11 protein-coding genes are annotated in these 17,158 nt (G+C 36.8%); 7 read left to right on the top strand and 4 right to left on the bottom strand.

What is annotated here, in order from left to right; translation table 11 throughout:
- Positions 1 to 2: 2 nt before the first annotated feature.
- Together HJC33_RS04765 and HJC33_RS04760 are read right to left on the bottom strand one after the other, a co-directional pair.
- On the bottom strand, positions 3 to 2,072 hold the full coding sequence (locus tag HJC33_RS04765; RefSeq protein WP_171657661.1) for a PorP/SprF family type IX secretion system membrane protein: 2,070 nt from the start codon (positions 2,070 to 2,072) through the stop codon (positions 3 to 5).
- A 5-nt stretch (positions 2,073 to 2,077) separates the two neighbouring features.
- Positions 2,078 to 4,339 (bottom strand): T9SS type B sorting domain-containing protein, encoded by a 2,262-nt coding sequence (locus HJC33_RS04760; protein ID WP_171657660.1) that lies wholly within the window; start codon positions 4,337 to 4,339, stop codon positions 2,078 to 2,080.
- Positions 4,340 to 4,603: 264 nt separating this feature from the next.
- Here HJC33_RS04760 and HJC33_RS04755 point away from each other — a divergent pair, with 264 nt between their 5' ends.
- On the top strand, positions 4,604 to 6,289 hold the full coding sequence (locus tag HJC33_RS04755; RefSeq protein WP_171657659.1) for a glutamine--tRNA ligase/YqeY domain fusion protein: 1,686 nt from the start codon (positions 4,604 to 4,606) through the stop codon (positions 6,287 to 6,289).
- A 265-nt stretch (positions 6,290 to 6,554) separates the two neighbouring features.
- Here HJC33_RS04755 and HJC33_RS04750 read toward each other — a convergent pair whose 3' ends face one another.
- Together HJC33_RS04750 and gltX are read right to left on the bottom strand one after the other, a co-directional pair.
- On the bottom strand, positions 6,555 to 7,484 hold the full coding sequence (locus HJC33_RS04750) for an SPFH domain-containing protein (RefSeq protein WP_171657658.1): 930 nt from the start codon (positions 7,482 to 7,484) through the stop codon (positions 6,555 to 6,557).
- Between the two features lie 86 nt (positions 7,485 to 7,570).
- The gene (gene gltX / locus HJC33_RS04745; RefSeq protein ID WP_171657657.1) at positions 7,571 to 9,073 is read right to left on the bottom strand and encodes a glutamate--tRNA ligase; all 1,503 of its coding nucleotides are present in this window, start codon (positions 9,071 to 9,073) and stop codon (positions 7,571 to 7,573) included.
- Positions 9,074 to 9,272: 199 nt separating this feature from the next.
- On the opposite strand from gltX, the gene HJC33_RS04740 reads away from it, so the two are divergent.
- From HJC33_RS04740 to HJC33_RS04715, 6 genes are all read left to right on the top strand, one after another.
- Positions 9,273 to 12,677, top strand: a complete 3,405-nt coding sequence (locus HJC33_RS04740; RefSeq protein WP_171657656.1) for a hypothetical protein — start codon at positions 9,273 to 9,275, stop codon at positions 12,675 to 12,677.
- Positions 12,670 to 13,089, top strand: coding sequence for an rRNA maturation RNase YbeY (gene ybeY, locus HJC33_RS04735; RefSeq protein WP_171657655.1), 420 nt, complete (start codon positions 12,670 to 12,672; stop codon positions 13,087 to 13,089). Before HJC33_RS04740 ends, ybeY begins: the two co-directional genes overlap by 8 nt.
- A 2-nt stretch (positions 13,090 to 13,091) precedes the next feature.
- Entirely contained in the window at positions 13,092 to 14,960 is a 1,869-nt protein-coding gene (gene mnmG, locus HJC33_RS04730; RefSeq protein WP_171657654.1) for a tRNA uridine-5-carboxymethylaminomethyl(34) synthesis enzyme MnmG, read from the top strand.
- Positions 14,961 to 15,047: 87 nt separating this feature from the next.
- On the top strand, positions 15,048 to 15,593 hold the full coding sequence (locus tag HJC33_RS04725; protein ID WP_171657653.1) for a hypothetical protein: 546 nt from the start codon (positions 15,048 to 15,050) through the stop codon (positions 15,591 to 15,593).
- The gene (locus HJC33_RS04720; protein WP_171657652.1) at positions 15,571 to 16,398 is read left to right on the top strand and encodes a class I SAM-dependent methyltransferase; all 828 of its coding nucleotides are present in this window, start codon (positions 15,571 to 15,573) and stop codon (positions 16,396 to 16,398) included. Before HJC33_RS04725 ends, HJC33_RS04720 begins: the two co-directional genes overlap by 23 nt.
- Before the next feature lie 244 nt (positions 16,399 to 16,642).
- Positions 16,643 to 17,149, top strand: coding sequence for an OmpH/Skp family outer membrane protein (locus HJC33_RS04715; protein WP_171657651.1), 507 nt, complete (start codon positions 16,643 to 16,645; stop codon positions 17,147 to 17,149).
- The last annotated feature ends 9 nt before the right edge of the window (positions 17,150 to 17,158 follow it).

Below are 17,158 nucleotides of genomic sequence, written 5' to 3'. Positions count from 1 at the left end.
TTTTAGCTGTTGAAGTTTGGTTTTACCCGCATGATCCACATTTCTTCATCATACGAAGCGTTTAGTTTGGAGTAGTATGAGGTAAGCGCATTATTCCAGGTTTGATGTTTTTTCAGGTAGACATACCTTAAGTTATCTTCTGGATTAATAAAATAGCTGGCACTTAGGCCTTTTGCGTTTAAATCTTTGACAAAACGATTGGCTTCTGAGGCCCTTTCAAAAACATTGGCAATGATGTAATAACCTTCTGGAAGACCATTGATTCTGTGGGAAGCATACACAACTTTGGGTACGTTCCCTTTATGTTGTGCTACATTTTTATGTAGGATATCGTCAGCATATTTGGAGTTTGATTGACTTTCAACCGCCACAAAATTGATGTGGGAATCACCACTATCTACATTCATGATCCATGCATCACCTTGATAATTTCCATGAAAACGGCTTTGATGCGCCGCAATAGCCTCTCCTTTATCTTGAAAGTTTTCTAGATAAACGTAATTGAGTCCGTTTTTTGGATTTTCGAAATAATCCGCATCTATTCCTTGTTCACGAAGTTTCTCAACAAATGCTGTTACGTTGTCTGGATTCCTGAAAACGTTGGCAATAAGATAATGCCCACTTTGTACCTGAGGAATACTGAAAGCCTTAAATCTTGCATTTCTTTTGGTAGCATACGACCTATTGGTTTTATCCCTTGAAATGGAAGTGTTCGTTGCAATACTTGTATTTTGGTTATTCTTCTTTGTTTTATTGAGTCGAATAACTTTTTTAGCTGATGTTGTATTAGTAAGCCCATGATTTGCTAGAGGTTGCGTAGGACGTTTGGTAATAATATCCATACTATCCATGCTGGCAAAGTAGACCTCTTTTGCTTTTTCCTCTAATTCAGGGCGCTCACCTTTCGTCTCACGACGAACCATTTTCATGACCGTTTCAAAACGTTTTTCCAAATCACTTCTTCTGGTGGTCTCAATAGAATCTTGACGCAACAAAAGTTCATCCAAAATAGCATCGTTTTCCGCTAGTTTTTCTTCTAGCTCTGCTATTTTCAAGTCTTTATCGGTTAGGCTCAGGTTTTCCTGTGGCGTATTGGCATCAACTAATTCTTCATTTTCTTTTTCCAGAAGCACTCTATCCTCGGTCAAGTTTGGCGTAAAGGAATATGCCAAGGAAACCTCGTGGGTTACACCAAAGTTTTCAAAATTGTTGGTCAGACCCTTTTCAACGGTATAACCTAGGGAAAGATTTTTGTTGAGGTTGAAACCTAATCCTGCTGAAGCTCCATAATAATCATCGTATCCAGCTTGAACCCAACCTAGTTTTGGTAAGTCAAGTATTAGATTACCGCCCAGAACAAGGTTTTCTTCTCCTATTTTTCTGACTCTTGCCAAAGGCATTAATCTACCTTGTTCCAAGATACCCGCTCCATTTTTAAACTGATGGGTATATTGTAGGTGGCCAGAATAGGTTTTCTCATTGAATTCAGTAACAGACTCGCTGTTTTTTAGGTTGTAATCAAAAAGATTTTCTGCAAAACCACCAATGTCAAAGTTGCCAAAAGACAGGTTGAAACCGGGCTGAAAACTAATCAATGAACTACTTTCCAAATCATTTAAAAAAGGATCGTCTTCTACTGCATTGGCTCTATCCTGATTAAATGCACTTTGATAATATGAAAAGTTAGCACCAAAGGTGAAATTGCTCTTGGGACTTAAACGAACTCCGTAAGCGTAGTTGGCATGGACTCCAAAATTGTTGAAAAGACCTTCTCGATTGGTGAATAAACTTAAACCTACTCCACTTCTATCGCTTACTCTACCACTATAGCTCAAAAAGTATACTTGATTGTTATCATCAAAAGATACCGATTGGTTTCTATGGAAAAGATTGATATATGATTTATCCTCCCTTACTGTAGAAAATGTTGGGTTTATCAAGAACCTGTTGAATTTCAACAAGTTCTGAGAAGGTACATTATAATCCACAAAGGGGTCTTCTTCCTGACCGTGAAGTCCGGAGAAAGCCAAAAGCAAGATAAATAATAGTAATTGAGGTTTTTTAAATTGCATTAGGTCTATCTGATAACAGTTATGGTTCCTTGTTTCAAGCTTGATCCTCCTTTGGTAATTTTATAGTAGAAAATCAGGCTTGGTTTATTAAAACTTGTTGTTGATTGTGGCCAGTTATTTTCATAGTTGGTCTGGCTGAAAACTTCTTTACCTCTTTCATCATAAATGGTCACTAGAATTTCATTGCTTCTAGAATAGGTGTTTGGAAGAATCCATAGGTCATTGATTCCATCGCCGTTGACAGTAATCACATTCGGAATCGCAAATGTGTCTCTAAACGTTACTGTGATTACTTTACTTATGGTACAATTGCCAAAATTCGCCACGAGCAAATACTCTCCTTCTTCTTGAAATGCATAAGAATCTTGGGTTCCCATTAGATTATTGGCAGAATCAAACCATTCATAAGATTCTGTACCACTGGCGGTAATTGTTTCTGTTTCACCTTCAATGATGATCAGGTCATTGGATTTATCCAATACTAGGAGGGATTCATCAAAAGCTCTTACTGTTATTTCGTTGGATGTCAATGGGCAATCATTTGTGGTGATTACCAATTTGTATATTCCAACCTCATTGGCAGTTAAACTAGTTGAAGAGTTATCAACGACTTCACCATCTTTCAACCATTCAAAACTTTCATTGGCGAGGTCAATAGAGCTGCTCAGTACTATTGGATTGGCACCTTCACATAAAACAGTACCGTTAGAAGTTATTTCAGAATCTAAACCAGTAGCAAGTGTTACGCTCAATGAATTGGAAGAAGTATTGAAATTATCCAAACTACCATCTAGTTTATATCCTCCATTGTTTTCAAAATCAGTAACTGTAATAGTTTTTGAAGTTTCACTTGCTATAATAGTTCCGTCAAGTTTCCATTGATAGGAAAAAGAAGATTGTAGTTCTGAAGTTACGTCCGTTTTAGCACCAGACTCACTTACTGCATTGATTGTAGATAGACTAAGTGTTGCATCGGAGCTTTCACAGGCAGTATATGACCCTACATATGCAATGATAAATTCAAATGAATCAGGGGCAACTACTGTAGTTTTTTCTGAATCCACTGGAGAACCTGAACACCCTCCACTTGTTTCAGTTACTCTCACAAAATATTCTCCTATTTCACTGATAGCTAAAGAACTGTTTGTAGCATCTGTTATTGGAGCTCCATCTTTATACCATTGGTAAGCGGGTGTTGTAGAAGACGTTGTAACAGATAAAGTAGTGCTTTGCGATGGAAGCAAAACAATGTCTCCTTCGTTTTGACGAGTTACATCAAAATCCCCCAGATTTGTAATGGTCACAGCTGCTGAACGCTCTAAACATGCTCCTGTACCGTCTATTTCAACTTCATACGACCCAGCAAAAGCATTGGAGCTTGTATTAACTGAATATGTGTGGGCATCTACTGTTGGACCGGCAACCACTTCTCCATCTTTATACCAGGTATAACTAAGGCCTGTTCCACTAATATTGGCTTCAAGTGTATGTGAATCACCAGAACAAAGACCAACATTATCCGAACCATTAATAGCAATTCCTTGACTGGTTCCAGTAGTTATTTCTATGGTATTTGAAAGTGTATTTGCTGAACCAGAACAAACTGAACCATAATCCAACTCAACATAATAAAGGCCTGGTGTTGAAATGGTTATGCTTTCAGTTTTTTGAGCCAACAAGGTTCCGCTTCTGTACCAGTTGTATTGGTATGTATCAGCATTTGGAATGTTATGTGGTGCCAATGTTACAGATCCTCCTCCACAAAGTTGAATAGTTCCTGAGGGAGGAATAGTTCCGTTTCCATCAGGACTAATTAACAATGGCGAATTGTAATCCACAAAGTGCATCGGGTAAGAATCTGATGGTGGACTTGTTTTTGCAGGACTTGTACTGCGGACCCTAAATTTGTAGGTTTCCCCTCGGACATCATTAGGCACTGCAAATTCAAATTCAAATTCAAATTCTGTGTTTTTGTCACTAAGACGAGCCAACTCAGTGGGGTCACCAAAGTTTCCATTCGCATCAGAAAGCTCCAATACAAACTCGTTATCGGAATTCACCAAAGGTGGACTCCATGTGAAGTTTACGAAATACTCGTTGAAACCAGCTGAAGCGCATGCAGCTGTCCATGCTGAATTGCCAGCTAGATTTGGATTGTCTGCCGCAATGGGTTTGTTGAGAACTTGGGCATTCAGAGATGTGGTGCCAAGCAGCATCATTGCATATGCAAAGACAAGAATGCTATAGAGCGAACTATTTTTCTTCATCAGCGTTAGTTTTAAGAGGTTGTGGGCAATAATGCCCTATATTTTGTGCCCCTTAATTTTGTTCAGTTCGTTGTAGCGCTTTGAGGCGCTGCATTTTCATATAACATTCCTAATAACAAATATGATTTTAATTTCATCGAATGGAAAGATATTGTTGTGGGGTATACCAAAAGTGTTGTGAAATGGCTTTCTTTGTATACACCAACACTTTATAGAAAGCTATGAACGCTGGATTTTACTACATTTGCGCTTCAAATTTTGGTTATGGGAGAAGAAGGTAAATCACTGAATTTCATTGAACATATTGTTGAAGAAGATCTTCAAAATGGATACAACAATAACGAGCTTCGTTTTCGTTTTCCACCTGAACCAAATGGCTATCTTCACATAGGCCACGCGAGCTCTATTTGTTTAAATTTTGGACTTGGATTGCGCTACAATGCTCCAGTTAATCTTCGTTTTGATGATACAAATCCAGCCAAGGAGGAAAAGGAATATGTTGATGCCATCAAAGAAGATGTGGAATGGTTGGGCTACAAATGGGATACGGAATGCTATGCATCTGATTATTTTCAACAGTTGTACGATTGGGCTGTTGAACTCATAAACCTGGGCAAAGCTTATGTAGATAGCCAAACTTCTGAGGAAATCGCTGAGCAAAAGGGTACACCTACGGAGCCTGGTACTGAAAGTCCATATAGGAATCGTTCTGTGGATGAGAATCTTGCTTTGTTTGAAGGTATGAAGAACGGTGATTTTGAAGAAGGGGCTCATGTTTTGCGAGCTAAAATTGATATGGCCTCTTCCAATATGTTGATGCGAGATCCAGTAATGTACAGAATACTGCATAAAGCACACCATAGAACAAATACCGATTGGTGTATTTATCCCATGTACGATTGGACCCATGGAGAAAGTGATTACATTGAACAGGTGTCTCACTCCCTTTGCACGTTGGAGTTTTTACCACATAGGGAGTTATATGATTGGTTTTTAGACCAATTGGTAGATTCTAATAAATTGCGCCCAAAACAACGAGAGTTTGCAAGGAGAAACTTGAGCCATACCGTTGTAAGTAAAAGAAAGTTATTACAGTTGGTTGAAAGTGGTGTGGTAGAAGGTTGGGATGATCCAAGGATGCCAACAATATCAGGGTTAAGGAGAAGAGGATATACACCGGAATCCATCAGGAATTTTGCAGATACCATAGGTATAGCCAAAAGAGAGAATGTAGTTGATGTTTCATTACTAGAGTTTCATATAAGGGAGCATTTGAACAAAATTGCTCCACGTGTTATGGCGGTATTAAATCCTTTAAAACTTGTCATTACTAATTATGAAGCTGGAAAAGAGGAATGGTTGGATGCGGAAAACAATCCAGAGGATGAAGCTGCAGGAAGTCGTAAGATTCCTTTTTCCAGAGAATTATATATTGAACAGGAGGATTTTAGAGAAGAAGCCAATCGAAAATTCTTTAGGTTGAAATTGGGTGGTGAGGTTCGATTGAAGAATGGTTACATTATTAAAGCCGAAAGTTGCACTAAAGATGTGGACGGTAACATTACCGAAGTACAATGTACCTATGATCCAAAAAGTAAGAGTGGATCTGGAACAGAAGAAAGTTTACGGAAAGTTAAAGGAACCTTGCATTGGGTTTCTATTTCACATGCAGTTGCTGCAGAGGTAAGATTGTACGATAGGCTTTTTTCTGATGCTACTCCTGATGGACATAAGGATAAAGATTTCATGGATTTTGTAAATCCAGACTCTCTCAACAAGGTGACCGGTTATTTAGAACCGAGTTTGGAAAATGCCAAAATAGGAGAAAGATTTCAGTTTCAGCGTTTGGGTTATTTCAATGTCGATAAAGATTCGACACCTGAAAAATTAGTCTTCAATAGAACGGTTACGCTAAGGGATACTTGGGCCAAATTAGAGCAAAAAAATTAACATAGATATAGCTTATCTAAACCAAACAAAACATTGACGTTCTCTATTGAAATGGGCTTTTTTTAAAGCGATTTCAAGCACTATTTTCTTAGGGCAACCCATTTGTGTGTTTAGGCTTAAGAAACGCCCATAAGAGCAGTAAAACGACTAAAATTCATTTTTTTGCTTCAATCACATGTGATTGAAGAAGACAATTCAATTGTTATGAATAAAAATAGAAAAGGGAACCATTTGGTTCCCTTTTTTAATGAAAGAATTAATAGTTTTATTCTCCTTTCTTTTTGTTCTGTTGTTGTTTCATGGCTTCGCCAATTTGGTTACTTGCCGTAAAAGAAGCTACCATGTTGTTCAGCATGTCGCTACCAGCCTGTGGAGAATTTGGCAACAGAATTAAATTGGTATTGGTTTCTTCGCCAATGGCTTGAAGTGTATCGTAATGTTGGGTGACAACAATTAATGCGGATGCTTCTTGAGAATTGATGCCCACCTTGTTCAACACTTCAACAGATTCTTCCAAGCCTCTGGCAATTTCTCTACGTTGATCGGCTATACCTTGTCCTTGTAGTCTTTTGCTCTCCGCTTCGGCTTTTGCTTTTTCAACAATCAAAATACGTTGCGCATCACCTTCAAACTGAGCAGCAATTTTTTCTCGCTCCGATGCATTGATTCGGTTCATGGCTTCTTTTACCTGTGCATCAGGATCAATATCTGTTACCAATGTTTTGATGATATCGTAGCCATAGGCCAACATGGCGTCTTGAAGTTCTGCTTTTACAGCGATTGCTATGTCATCTTTTTTCACAAAGACATCGTCCAATTTCATTTTAGGAACTTCTGCACGAACCACATCAAAAACATAGGAGGTAATTTGATCGTGGGGATATTCCAATTTATAGAAAGCTTCGTAAACTTTGTCTTTGATAACTACATATTGAACGGATACTTTCAATTTCACAAAAACATCGTCCAATGTTTTTGTTTCTACAATAACATCCAATTGTTGAATTTTTAAACTCAAACGACCGGATATTCGATCTACAAGTGGAACTTTCATCTGTAAGCCTGAGTTTCTTACACTTTGAAATCTACCGAATCGCTCAATTACAACAGCGGTCTGTTGTTTCACAATAAAAAAGAACTTGAAAAGGATAATCAGTCCAACAAAAATGATTGGTATTAAGAAATAGTCGCCCATAATATTTATGATTTAATGTTTGTGATGAAAAATACAAAACTCTGTAGCATATAAGTAGCTATTCGTCAAGTTTTGTTACAGATTCATCAATTGGGCAAATTGGCTAAAGCATAGGTTATACGTTGGATACTTTCTTCTTTTCCTAGGAGTTCTAAAATATCGAATAAGTGTGGACCTTTCATGTCTCCCACGATGACCAACCTAAAAGGGGGCATTACTTTTCCAAAGGAAAGTTCTTCAGCGGCGATCCAATCTTTAACTGTTTTTTCAACATTTGACGAAGTAAACTCTTCGATGTTTTCAAGAAGATTTTTTACTGCCTTCATTATATTTGGAGTGTTTTCTTTCCATTGTTTTTTTACTCCTTTTTCTGCGTAGGTTGATGGAGCTTCAAAGAAGTAATCGGACAATTCCCAAAAGTCAGAAACAAAATTGGCTCGCTCTTTAATCAAAGACACAACTTTTTCCACATAATCAATTGAAGTTTTCAATGATTTGCCTTGTAGTTCTTTTGTATAAAGTTCTGCTAATTGGGCATCAGTTTTTTGTTGTAGATGTTGATGATTAAACCATTTGGTTTTTTCTGGATCAAATCGTGCACCAGATTTATTTACGCGTTCAAGACTAAAGGCTTGGATAAGCTCTTCCAAAGAAAATAATTCTTGTTCAGTTCCTGGATTCCATCCCAACAATGCTAAAAAATTCACCACTGCATCTGAAAAATAACCGGCTTCACGATAACCAACGGATTCATTCCAAGACAGGGGGAAGACAGGAAAGCCTCCTTTTTCACCATCTCTTTTACTTAATTTTCCTTTGCCAACAGGTTTCATGATCAAAGGTAAATGTGCAAATTGTGGAGCTTTCCAATCTAAAGCTTGGTATAACAAATTATGCAAAGCTAAAGAGGGCAACCACTCTTCACCACGAATGACATGGGTAATTTGCATCAAATGGTCATCAACAATGTTTGCAAGATGATAAGTGGGCATTCCATCACTTTTAAATAATATTTTATCATCTAAAATATTGGTGTCGATTTTTATTTCGCCACGAATGGCATCCTTTAGTATAAGTTCTTTGTCTTGTGGTGATTTAAAACGGATGACATAATTTTCACCGGCATCCAATTTTTGTCGCACCTCTTTTTCTGAGAGCGAAAGTGAGTTGGAAAGTTTTAAGCGATTGTGCCAATTGTATATAAAGGTTTTTCCTTTGGCTTCATGATCTTTGCGGTGAAAATCTAGCTTTTCAGCAGTGTCAAATGCATAATAGGCCTTGCCTTTGGCAATAAGTTCTAGAGCGTATTGTTGGTATATGTTTTTTCGCTCACTTTGTCGGTATGGCCCAAATTCTCCTTCTTTACCAGGGCCTTCATCAAACTCAATACCGCACCAATTTAGGGCTTCTATGATATAGTTTTCGGCACCTTCTACATATCTGTTTTGATCGGTATCTTCGATTCTAAGTATAAAATCACCATTGTTTTTTTTAGCAAATAGGTAGTTGAACAAAGCTGTTCTAACCCCACCTATATGAAGGGGTCCTGTTGGACTTGGGGCAAATCTAACCCTTACTTTTTCACTCATTTTTTAATGAAATTTTGTGGCAAAGATAAGAGCATTAACTGAGCATTAAAAAGCTTTATGATGTGGTTACCAATGTTTGAATTAAAGATTGCTTCGTTTGATTAAAGCTGCTTTATGTCTAAGTAAACTTTGGTTTTAACAAAAACTTTTCAGCTCAATTGCTTGCTATCAGGTATCTTGGTAATAAATATCATTTCAATTGAGTAGCTATCAACAGATATTGGATAAGTTAAATGCCTTTATAAAGAGGTATTATACCAAGCAATTGGTTAAAGGTTCTTTACTATTTATTGCTATTGGTTTGTTGTTTTGGATAGCTGTCATTTCTTTGGAACAGTTGTTATGGTTAAATACAGCATGGCGATTTATTCTCTTCTGGATTTTTATCGGTGTAGAGTTATTCTTATTATATAGATTTATAGCATTGCCCTTGATTTATCTTTTTCAACTTAAGAAAGGGATAAGCTATGAGTATGCTTCTAAACTTATAGGTAAACATTTTCATCAAGTTGATGACAAACTTTTTAATCTATTGGAGTTGGCCAATAATGCTGAAAAGTCAGAACTTTTGATAGCCAGTATTGAACAGCGTTCAGATAGTTTAGGTGATGTGCCGTTTATTGAGGCTGTCAATATAAAAGAGAGTTTAAAATATACTAGGTATGCATTGGTACCGCTACTTGTTATTGCTTTGATTTGGATTTTTGGTGGACTCAAATCCTTTTTTGGCTCTCAAGAACGTATCGTCAATTATGATTTGGCATATCAAAAACCTGCACCTTTTCAATTTGTCATTGTTAATAATAGCCTTAAAGTTTTAGACAATGAGCCTTATACGCTTAAAGTTGCAGTTGTTGGGGATGTACAACCAGAGGATGTTTTTATGGTTGTGGATGGTGAAGAATTGCTGCTTAAAAAAGAGGATGGTTTTTATGTTTATACTTTTGATCTGCCATTAACCGAATCTTGGTTTTACTTAACAGCTAATGGTTGGAGTTCGCCTTCATATATTTTGGAAGTTGTGAATACACCTGTTTTAAAGGATTTTGAAATGAAATTTGATTTTCCAACGTACCTTCATAAAAGTCCTGAGGTTATATCAGGTTCTGGAAATGGAGTCATTCCCGAAGGGACAAAAGTGACTTGGAGCGTAAATGGAGAACATGTTGATGCGATAAACATTTTTGTTTTGGATTCTACCTATGCTTTTACAAAAAATGAGCAACAGTTTTTTTATGAAAATAGGGTCTTTAATGATTTAGATTATGAGTTGAGCACTTCGAATAGTGAAGTTGTCGATTTTGAAAGGTTGGGTTATAGGTTGGAAGTTATAAAAGATGAAATGCCCACCATTGAAGTTGAGCAAATTAGAGATACGTTGAATCCTAATCAATCATTTTATGTGGGACAAGTCGCAGATGATTATGGACTCCGAAGTGTCCGTTTGGTGTATTATTCCGAAGGAGAAGAGAAGGAGCATAAGGTCATTAATTTAGAAAGACCGACTTCCAACGTCCACCAATTTTATTACACCTTTCCTTCTGGAATTGATGTAACCCCTGGTGTAAATTATGAGTTTTACTTCGAAGTTGTTGACAATGATGGTATTAGAGGAGGTAAAGTGACTAAAAGCCAAGTATTTCAAATAAGGTTTTATAATGATAATGAGTTGAAAAGCAAAGAGTTAGAACTTCAGGACTCACTTTTAGAGGATATTGACAAGTCTTTGGACATTTATCAGCAACAAGAGGAACAATTAGAGCGTATCAATGACAATCAAAAGGAAAATAAAACTTTGAGTTTTGAGGATCAAAATGAGATTAAAGAGTTCCTTAAAAAGCAAGAAAGGCAAGAACAACAGATGGAGAGGTTTAGTAAGCAATTAAAAGAAAGCCTTTCTAAGAGTGATACAAATAGTGAAACGAATAAGATGCTTCAAGAAAGATTGGAACGTCAAGAATTAGAAGCTAAGAAGAATGAACAATTATTGAAGGAACTGAATGAGTTGTCAGATAAAATAAATAAAGAAGAACTTAAAAAACGATTAGAAGAATTAGGTAAAAAGCAAAGTTCTGGAGCTAGAAATTTAGAACAAATTTTAGAGCTCACTAAAAGATATTATGTTACAGAAAAAGCATCCCAGTTATCCAAGGAGTTGGAAAAGCTTTCGCAACAACAAGAGATTTTGTCTGAGCTTAAACTAGGAGAAGAGTTTTCAAATAGCGAACAAGAAAAGCTGAACAAGGAATTTGATAATCTATCAGAAGAACTAAAAGAATTAGAGAAAGACAATCAACAGCTACAAAAACCAATCAATTTAGATGTAGATGACAAGCAATCTGAGGGCGTTAAACAAGATCAAAAAGAAGCTTTAGAGGAAATAAATAAGCACCAAGGATTGGATACATCTTCAGATTCTGATGAAAAAGAGAAAACTAAAAATAGGGCTGTTAGTAAACAAAAATCTGCTGCCCAAAAAATGAAAGAAATGAGTCAATCCTTAAAGCAAGGTGCAGCAGGAGGAGGAAGCGAAACTATCATGGAGGATGCAGAAATGTTGAGACAAATTTTAGATAATTTGGTTACATTTTCTTTTAAACAAGAAGGACTATTTGAAAAGGTCGAATCAGCCGATATAGATATTGCCCAGTTTTCCAGAATTGTAAAGGATCAAAAAGAATTGAGAAGACTTTTTGAACACGTTGATGATAGTTTGTTTGCTTTGTCTCTAAGAAGGGCTGAGTTGTCAGAATTTGTTAATGAGGAAATCACCGAGGTTTATTATAATATTGATAAGTCACTTGAAAGTATTGCAGAAAATCAAATTTATCAAGGAGCGTCTTATCAGCAATATGTGGTTAATGCCACTAACAAATTAGCGGATTTCTTAGCCAACATTCTAGACAATATGCAGCAGAATATGAGCCCTGGTCAAGGTAAGGGTTCTGGTCAAGATTTCCAATTACCAGATATTATAAAGGGACAAGAAAGCATACAACAACAGATGAACGGCCAAGGGAAAGAAGGAAAAGAAAGTCAATCGCAAAGTGGTGAGAACGGCCAAGGTAAAGAACAACAAGGAAAGCAAGAAGGAAAGCAAGAAGGAGAAGATGATGGCGATACTCAGGGAAAAGATGGCGAAAAAGGTGGGTCAGAGAAAGGAAATTTCGGTGAGCGTGGAGATGAGTTGGGATTAAGTGAGATATATGAAATCTATAAAGAGCAACAACATATAAAAGAGCAATTAGAGCAACAGCTTAAAGACATGTTGAATCAAGGAGACAGGGATTTGGCCAAGAAGTTGATTAGGCAAATGGAGGATTTTCAAAATGATTTGCTCGAGAATGGGATAACCAATCGAACTAAAAGTAAGGCCAATTCTATTCAACATCAATTGCTAAAATTAGAAAATGCTGTTTTAGAACAGGGTAAAAAACAGGAAAGAAAGAGCAATACTAATTCAACAGAATATTCAAACCCCATCACTACTAGACCAGAAGCGCTACGTGATTATCAAAACGACATTGAAATATTAAATAGACAAGCACTACCTTTGCGGCAAAATTATGAGAAGAAGGTAAAGGTCTATTTTAAAAATGATTGATTTCCATTTTGAATCCAACTTTGTTTTAGAAGACAAAACCAATTATTCCGATTGGATAACTGGAATATTGAATTCCGAGGGTTTTCTTGAAGGACAAATTGATTATATTTTTTGCTCTGATGAGTACCTTTTAAAGCTCAATATGGAGTATTTAAATCATGACACTTTTACCGACATCATCACCTTTGATTATACAAATGGCGAGACAGTTTCCGGGGATATTTTTATATCCATCGACAGGGTTATGGATAACGCTGAATCGTTTGGTGTTACATTTGAAAATGAATTGCTAAGGGTCATGGCACATGGCGTTTTGCATCTGATGAGCTATGGTGATAAAAGCGAGGACGAGAAGGTTTTGATGCGAAGCAAAGAAGAAGAAAAGATAAAAATGTTCCACGTGGAACAATAGCTATGTTCGAAAAAGAATACGATGTAATTGTTGTTGGAGGAGGCCATGCGGGTGCAGAGGCTACGGCTGCCGCCGCCAACTTAGGCTCTAGGACTTTATTGGTAACGATGAACCTGCAAACCATTGGGCAGATGTCTTGTAATCCGGCCATGGGTGGAATTGCAAAAGGGCAAATCGTTCGTGAGATTGATGCCCTTGGAGGTTATAGCGGAATCATTACAGATAAATCGGCTATTCAATTTAAGATGTTGAACAAGTCTAAGGGGCCTGCTATGTGGAGTCCAAGGGCTCAGAATGACAGAATGCGTTTTGCTGAGGAATGGAGACTCGCTTTAGAGCAAACTCCAAATGCAGACTTTTATCAAGAAATGGTTTCCGGGTTACTTGTTGAAGGGGATAAAGTTGTTGGCGTTAGAACTTCTTTGGGAATAGACATTCGTTCTAAAGCTGTAGTGTTGACCAACGGCACTTTTCTCAACGGTTTAATTCACATTGGCGACAAACAATTTGGAGGAGGTAGAGCAGGAGAAAAAGCTGCTACGGGAATAACCGAACAGTTGGTTGATTTTGGTTTTGATAGTGGAAGAATGAAGACAGGAACACCACCCAGAGTGGATGGCCGCTCTTTGGATTATGGTAGCATGATTCCTCAACCAGGTGATGATAAACCAGAGAAATTTTCATATCTCAACACACCTATTTTAAAAGAACAAAGAGATTGTCACATGACCCATACGAGTGCGTTGGTTCATGATTTGCTTAGAGAAGGCTTTGACAGGTCTCCAATGTTCAATGGAAGAATCCAAAGTATTGGCCCAAGATATTGCCCATCCATTGAGGATAAGATTCATAGGTTTGCGGATAAAGATGCCCATCAAATTTTTGTGGAACCCGAAGGGTGGAATACAGTTGAAGTTTACGTAAATGGATTTTCAACTTCTCTTCCCGAAGATGTTCAATACAAAGCATTGAAATCTGTAAAAGGATTTGAAAATGTAAAATTTTTTAGACCTGGTTATGCCATTGAATATGATTATTTCCCACCCACTCAATTAAAACATACCCTCGAAACAAAGCTTGTGAACAATCTATACTTTGCCGGTCAGATCAATGGAACAACTGGCTATGAGGAGGCAGCTTCACAAGGGTTGATGGCAGGAATCAATGCGCACTTAAAAATCAATGAACTAGAGCCTTTTATTCTAAAAAGGGATGAGGCTTACATAGGGGTCTTAATTGATGATTTGATTACAAAAGGCACGGAGGAGCCATATAGGATGTTTACCTCCAGGGCCGAATATAGAACTTTATTACGTCAAGACAATGCAGATTTGAGGCTTACCCCTAAAGGTTTTGCTATTGGTTTGGCCACTAAAGAGCGAATGCTGCGCATGGAAGAGAAACAGGAAAAGTCGAAAGTGTTCATTGATTTCTTTAAGAAGACAAGTTTTAATCCTGAAGAAATCAACCCTATTTTGGAGTCTTTGGATTCATCGTTGGTTAAACAGTCCGACAAAATGTTCAAAGTGTTTTCAAGACCTAAAGTTACTATGGACCACATGTTGCAACTGGATGCTGTTTCTGAATTTGTACAGGAGAATGACTTTAGTTCTGAAGTTTTGGAACAGGCTGAAATTATGGTCAAATATTCTGGCTATATAGAAAAGGAAAAAAACAATGCAGATAAATTGCATCGATTGGAGAATGTGAAAATCCCAGATAATTTTGATTACTCAAAGTTAAAATCCCTTTCGTTTGAAGCTAGGGAAAAATTAGAAACTATACGTCCTGTTACCATATCTCAAGCTTCAAGGATTAGCGGAGTTTCTCCTGCAGACGTAAGTGTTCTTTTGGTTTTTTTAGGGAGATAACATTCTTGTTCCACGTGGAACAAATAGCATCTTTTTATAGTTTTTATGGCTTAGTTTTTGATTCATTTTAGTGTCAAAACTAAACCAATGAAAAAGACTTTACTTTTCACGCTGACAGCTGTTTTTGTTACTTCATGTATTCCGTTGCGAATTGCTCCTAACATCAAGGATTATAAATTAACAAAGGTCAAACGTTTTAAAAGAGGTTTGCCCAAGAAAACAGTTTTTGTTTTTGAAGACCCAAAGGATACCAGTGAATTTTATAACTACATCAACACCAAGTTTGACCTTCAAGATTATTATGTTGATGTTGAAGTGCCTTTTCAGATTCATGGAGATACGTTTTATTTTTCTTTTTATGAAGTTGAGATTCCAACAAAAACCATCAATTTGCTTCCAATAGTTTTAGATGGAGTCTTAAGTCAAACTACAGAAATGGATCCCGTCTTTGAAGAAGTCTATGCTTCCAGAAAAGGAAATTGGTATATCGCAATGGAAGTATTTAACGCCAATGAAAAAGATTGTTTAAAAGAAGAATCTGTTTCAAGGAAAGTTGTTTTACCCTATCTTCGAAATCTGAAAAACGAATATCTGTCCACCCATAATTATAATGACACCGTTTTTAAAGACTAAAGATTTTTCGGTTTCTGGAGAACCATTTGAGTTACATCAAGATTCTGATTTGGATATGTTGGTCACCTACCCACAGCCTTCCAATATAGACAGCTATTACGAGAGTGATGATTATATTTCACATACAGATTCCAAAACTTCTTTTACTGATAAATTATACCATTTAGTAAAGGGATTTAACCTAAAGAATAAAACACAAATATCTACAAATCAATTAGATACACCCAAATCTTTATTGGATATTGGCGCAGGAACAGGTGATTTTTTATTGCATGCCAAAAGAAAAGGTTTGCAGATTAAAGGAGTTGAACCAAATAAAAAGGCTCGCGAATTGGCTCTAAACAAGGGAATAGAGCTAGAATCAGATATCGATAGCCTAAGTAATGCTAAATATGATGTCATTACTTTATGGCATGTCTTGGAACACCTTCCAAATCTTGAGGGGCAAATTGAGAAAATGGTTTCCCTGCTTCAACCTAATGGAGTTTTAATTGTTGCTGTTCCCAATTTCAAATCTTTTGATGCAAAACACTACGGAACATATTGGGCGGGTTACGACGTTCCTAGACATTTATGGCATTTTTCAAAAACTTCCATTTCTAAACTCTTTGGAAAACACAACATGGAGGTTACATCAATCCGACCTATGTGGTTTGATGCTTTTTATGTTTCCATGCTTTCGGAAAAATATAAAGGGAACAAGTTCAATTTAATCAGTGCATTTTTTGTTGGTCTTTGGTCTAATCTTAAGGCATGTTTTACCAAAGAGCATTCTTCTTTAATTTATATCCTCAAAAAGAAGTGAATATCCTTTTTAAAGGTCGCTATGAAGACTTCGCCGACTTGCTTAAGGGATAGTGTCACAAAGAAAAGAAAACAGCTAAGAGTGGGGTTTACGATCTTCTAAAAAATAGATACGGCCAATTGATGCGATAAAATTGAATAGATTTTCTTTATGGTTGATTTTTTGATTATTCAGACTTCACAAAAAGATAATGGAACTCATTACAAAAGCTTTCCTATTTTTGCGCATCATTAAAAAGTGAAACATGAAAAAATTTATAATGTTGGTAGTTGCGTTGACTGCAGTTGCATGTCAACAAAACAAAATTGGCTACGTTGACAATGTGAAGTTGTTGGATGGGTACCAAGAGAAAATTGATGTAGAAGCAAAGTTCAAGGTAAAAGCTGATGCTTTGGCCAAAAAAAGAGATAGTATTTCTCAAGCATTTCAATTGGAATTGCAAGAATTGCAGACCAAAGCACAGAAAATGTCGCAGAAGAGTGCGCAAGAAGAATACAATCTATGGCAGCAAAAAGGACAGTTTGTAGGTCAGCAATTGCAACAAGAGGAACAACAATTGCAGCAGAGCAGTCAAGTAGAAATTGATTCTTTGGTAAGTAAAGTGAAGAAACAAATCAATGAATACGGTAAGGCCAACGGTTACACTTATATTTTAGGTGGAGGAGATGGCGGTTCTGTTCTTTATGGAGATGAAGCACAAAATCTTACCGATGCTATTCTTACGATTTTAAATGATACTTACAAGAAGTAAGGGAATTTA

Origin of the sequence: Flagellimonas amphidinii, assembly GCF_013090115.1 — a bacterium.
Lineage (GTDB): Bacteria > Bacteroidota > Bacteroidia > Flavobacteriales > Flavobacteriaceae > Flagellimonas > Flagellimonas amphidinii.
Note: the sequence above shows the minus strand (reverse complement) of the source record. Positions and strands in the feature narration are given on the sequence as shown.

What these genes read in the sequence shown, in the direction of transcription:
- ybeY (WP_171657655.1), top strand. Translation starts at nt 12,670, where the DNA reads ATGATTGATTTCCATTTTGAATCCAACTTTGTTTTAGAAGACAAAACC.
- HJC33_RS04760 (WP_171657660.1), bottom strand. Translation starts at nt 4,339, where the DNA reads ATGAAGAAAAATAGTTCGCTCTATAGCATTCTTGTCTTTGCATATGCA.
- HJC33_RS04715 (WP_171657651.1), top strand. Translation starts at nt 16,643, where the DNA reads ATGAAAAAATTTATAATGTTGGTAGTTGCGTTGACTGCAGTTGCATGT.
- HJC33_RS04720 (WP_171657652.1), top strand. Translation starts at nt 15,571, where the DNA reads ATGACACCGTTTTTAAAGACTAAAGATTTTTCGGTTTCTGGAGAACCA.
- mnmG (WP_171657654.1), top strand. Translation starts at nt 13,092, where the DNA reads ATGTTCGAAAAAGAATACGATGTAATTGTTGTTGGAGGAGGCCATGCG.
- HJC33_RS04750 (WP_171657658.1), bottom strand. Translation starts at nt 7,484, where the DNA reads ATGGGCGACTATTTCTTAATACCAATCATTTTTGTTGGACTGATTATC.
- gltX (WP_171657657.1), bottom strand. Translation starts at nt 9,073, where the DNA reads ATGAGTGAAAAAGTAAGGGTTAGATTTGCCCCAAGTCCAACAGGACCC.
- HJC33_RS04725 (WP_171657653.1), top strand. Translation starts at nt 15,048, where the DNA reads ATGAAAAAGACTTTACTTTTCACGCTGACAGCTGTTTTTGTTACTTCA.
- HJC33_RS04755 (WP_171657659.1), top strand. Translation starts at nt 4,604, where the DNA reads ATGGGAGAAGAAGGTAAATCACTGAATTTCATTGAACATATTGTTGAA.
- HJC33_RS04765 (WP_171657661.1), bottom strand. Translation starts at nt 2,072, where the DNA reads ATGCAATTTAAAAAACCTCAATTACTATTATTTATCTTGCTTTTGGCT.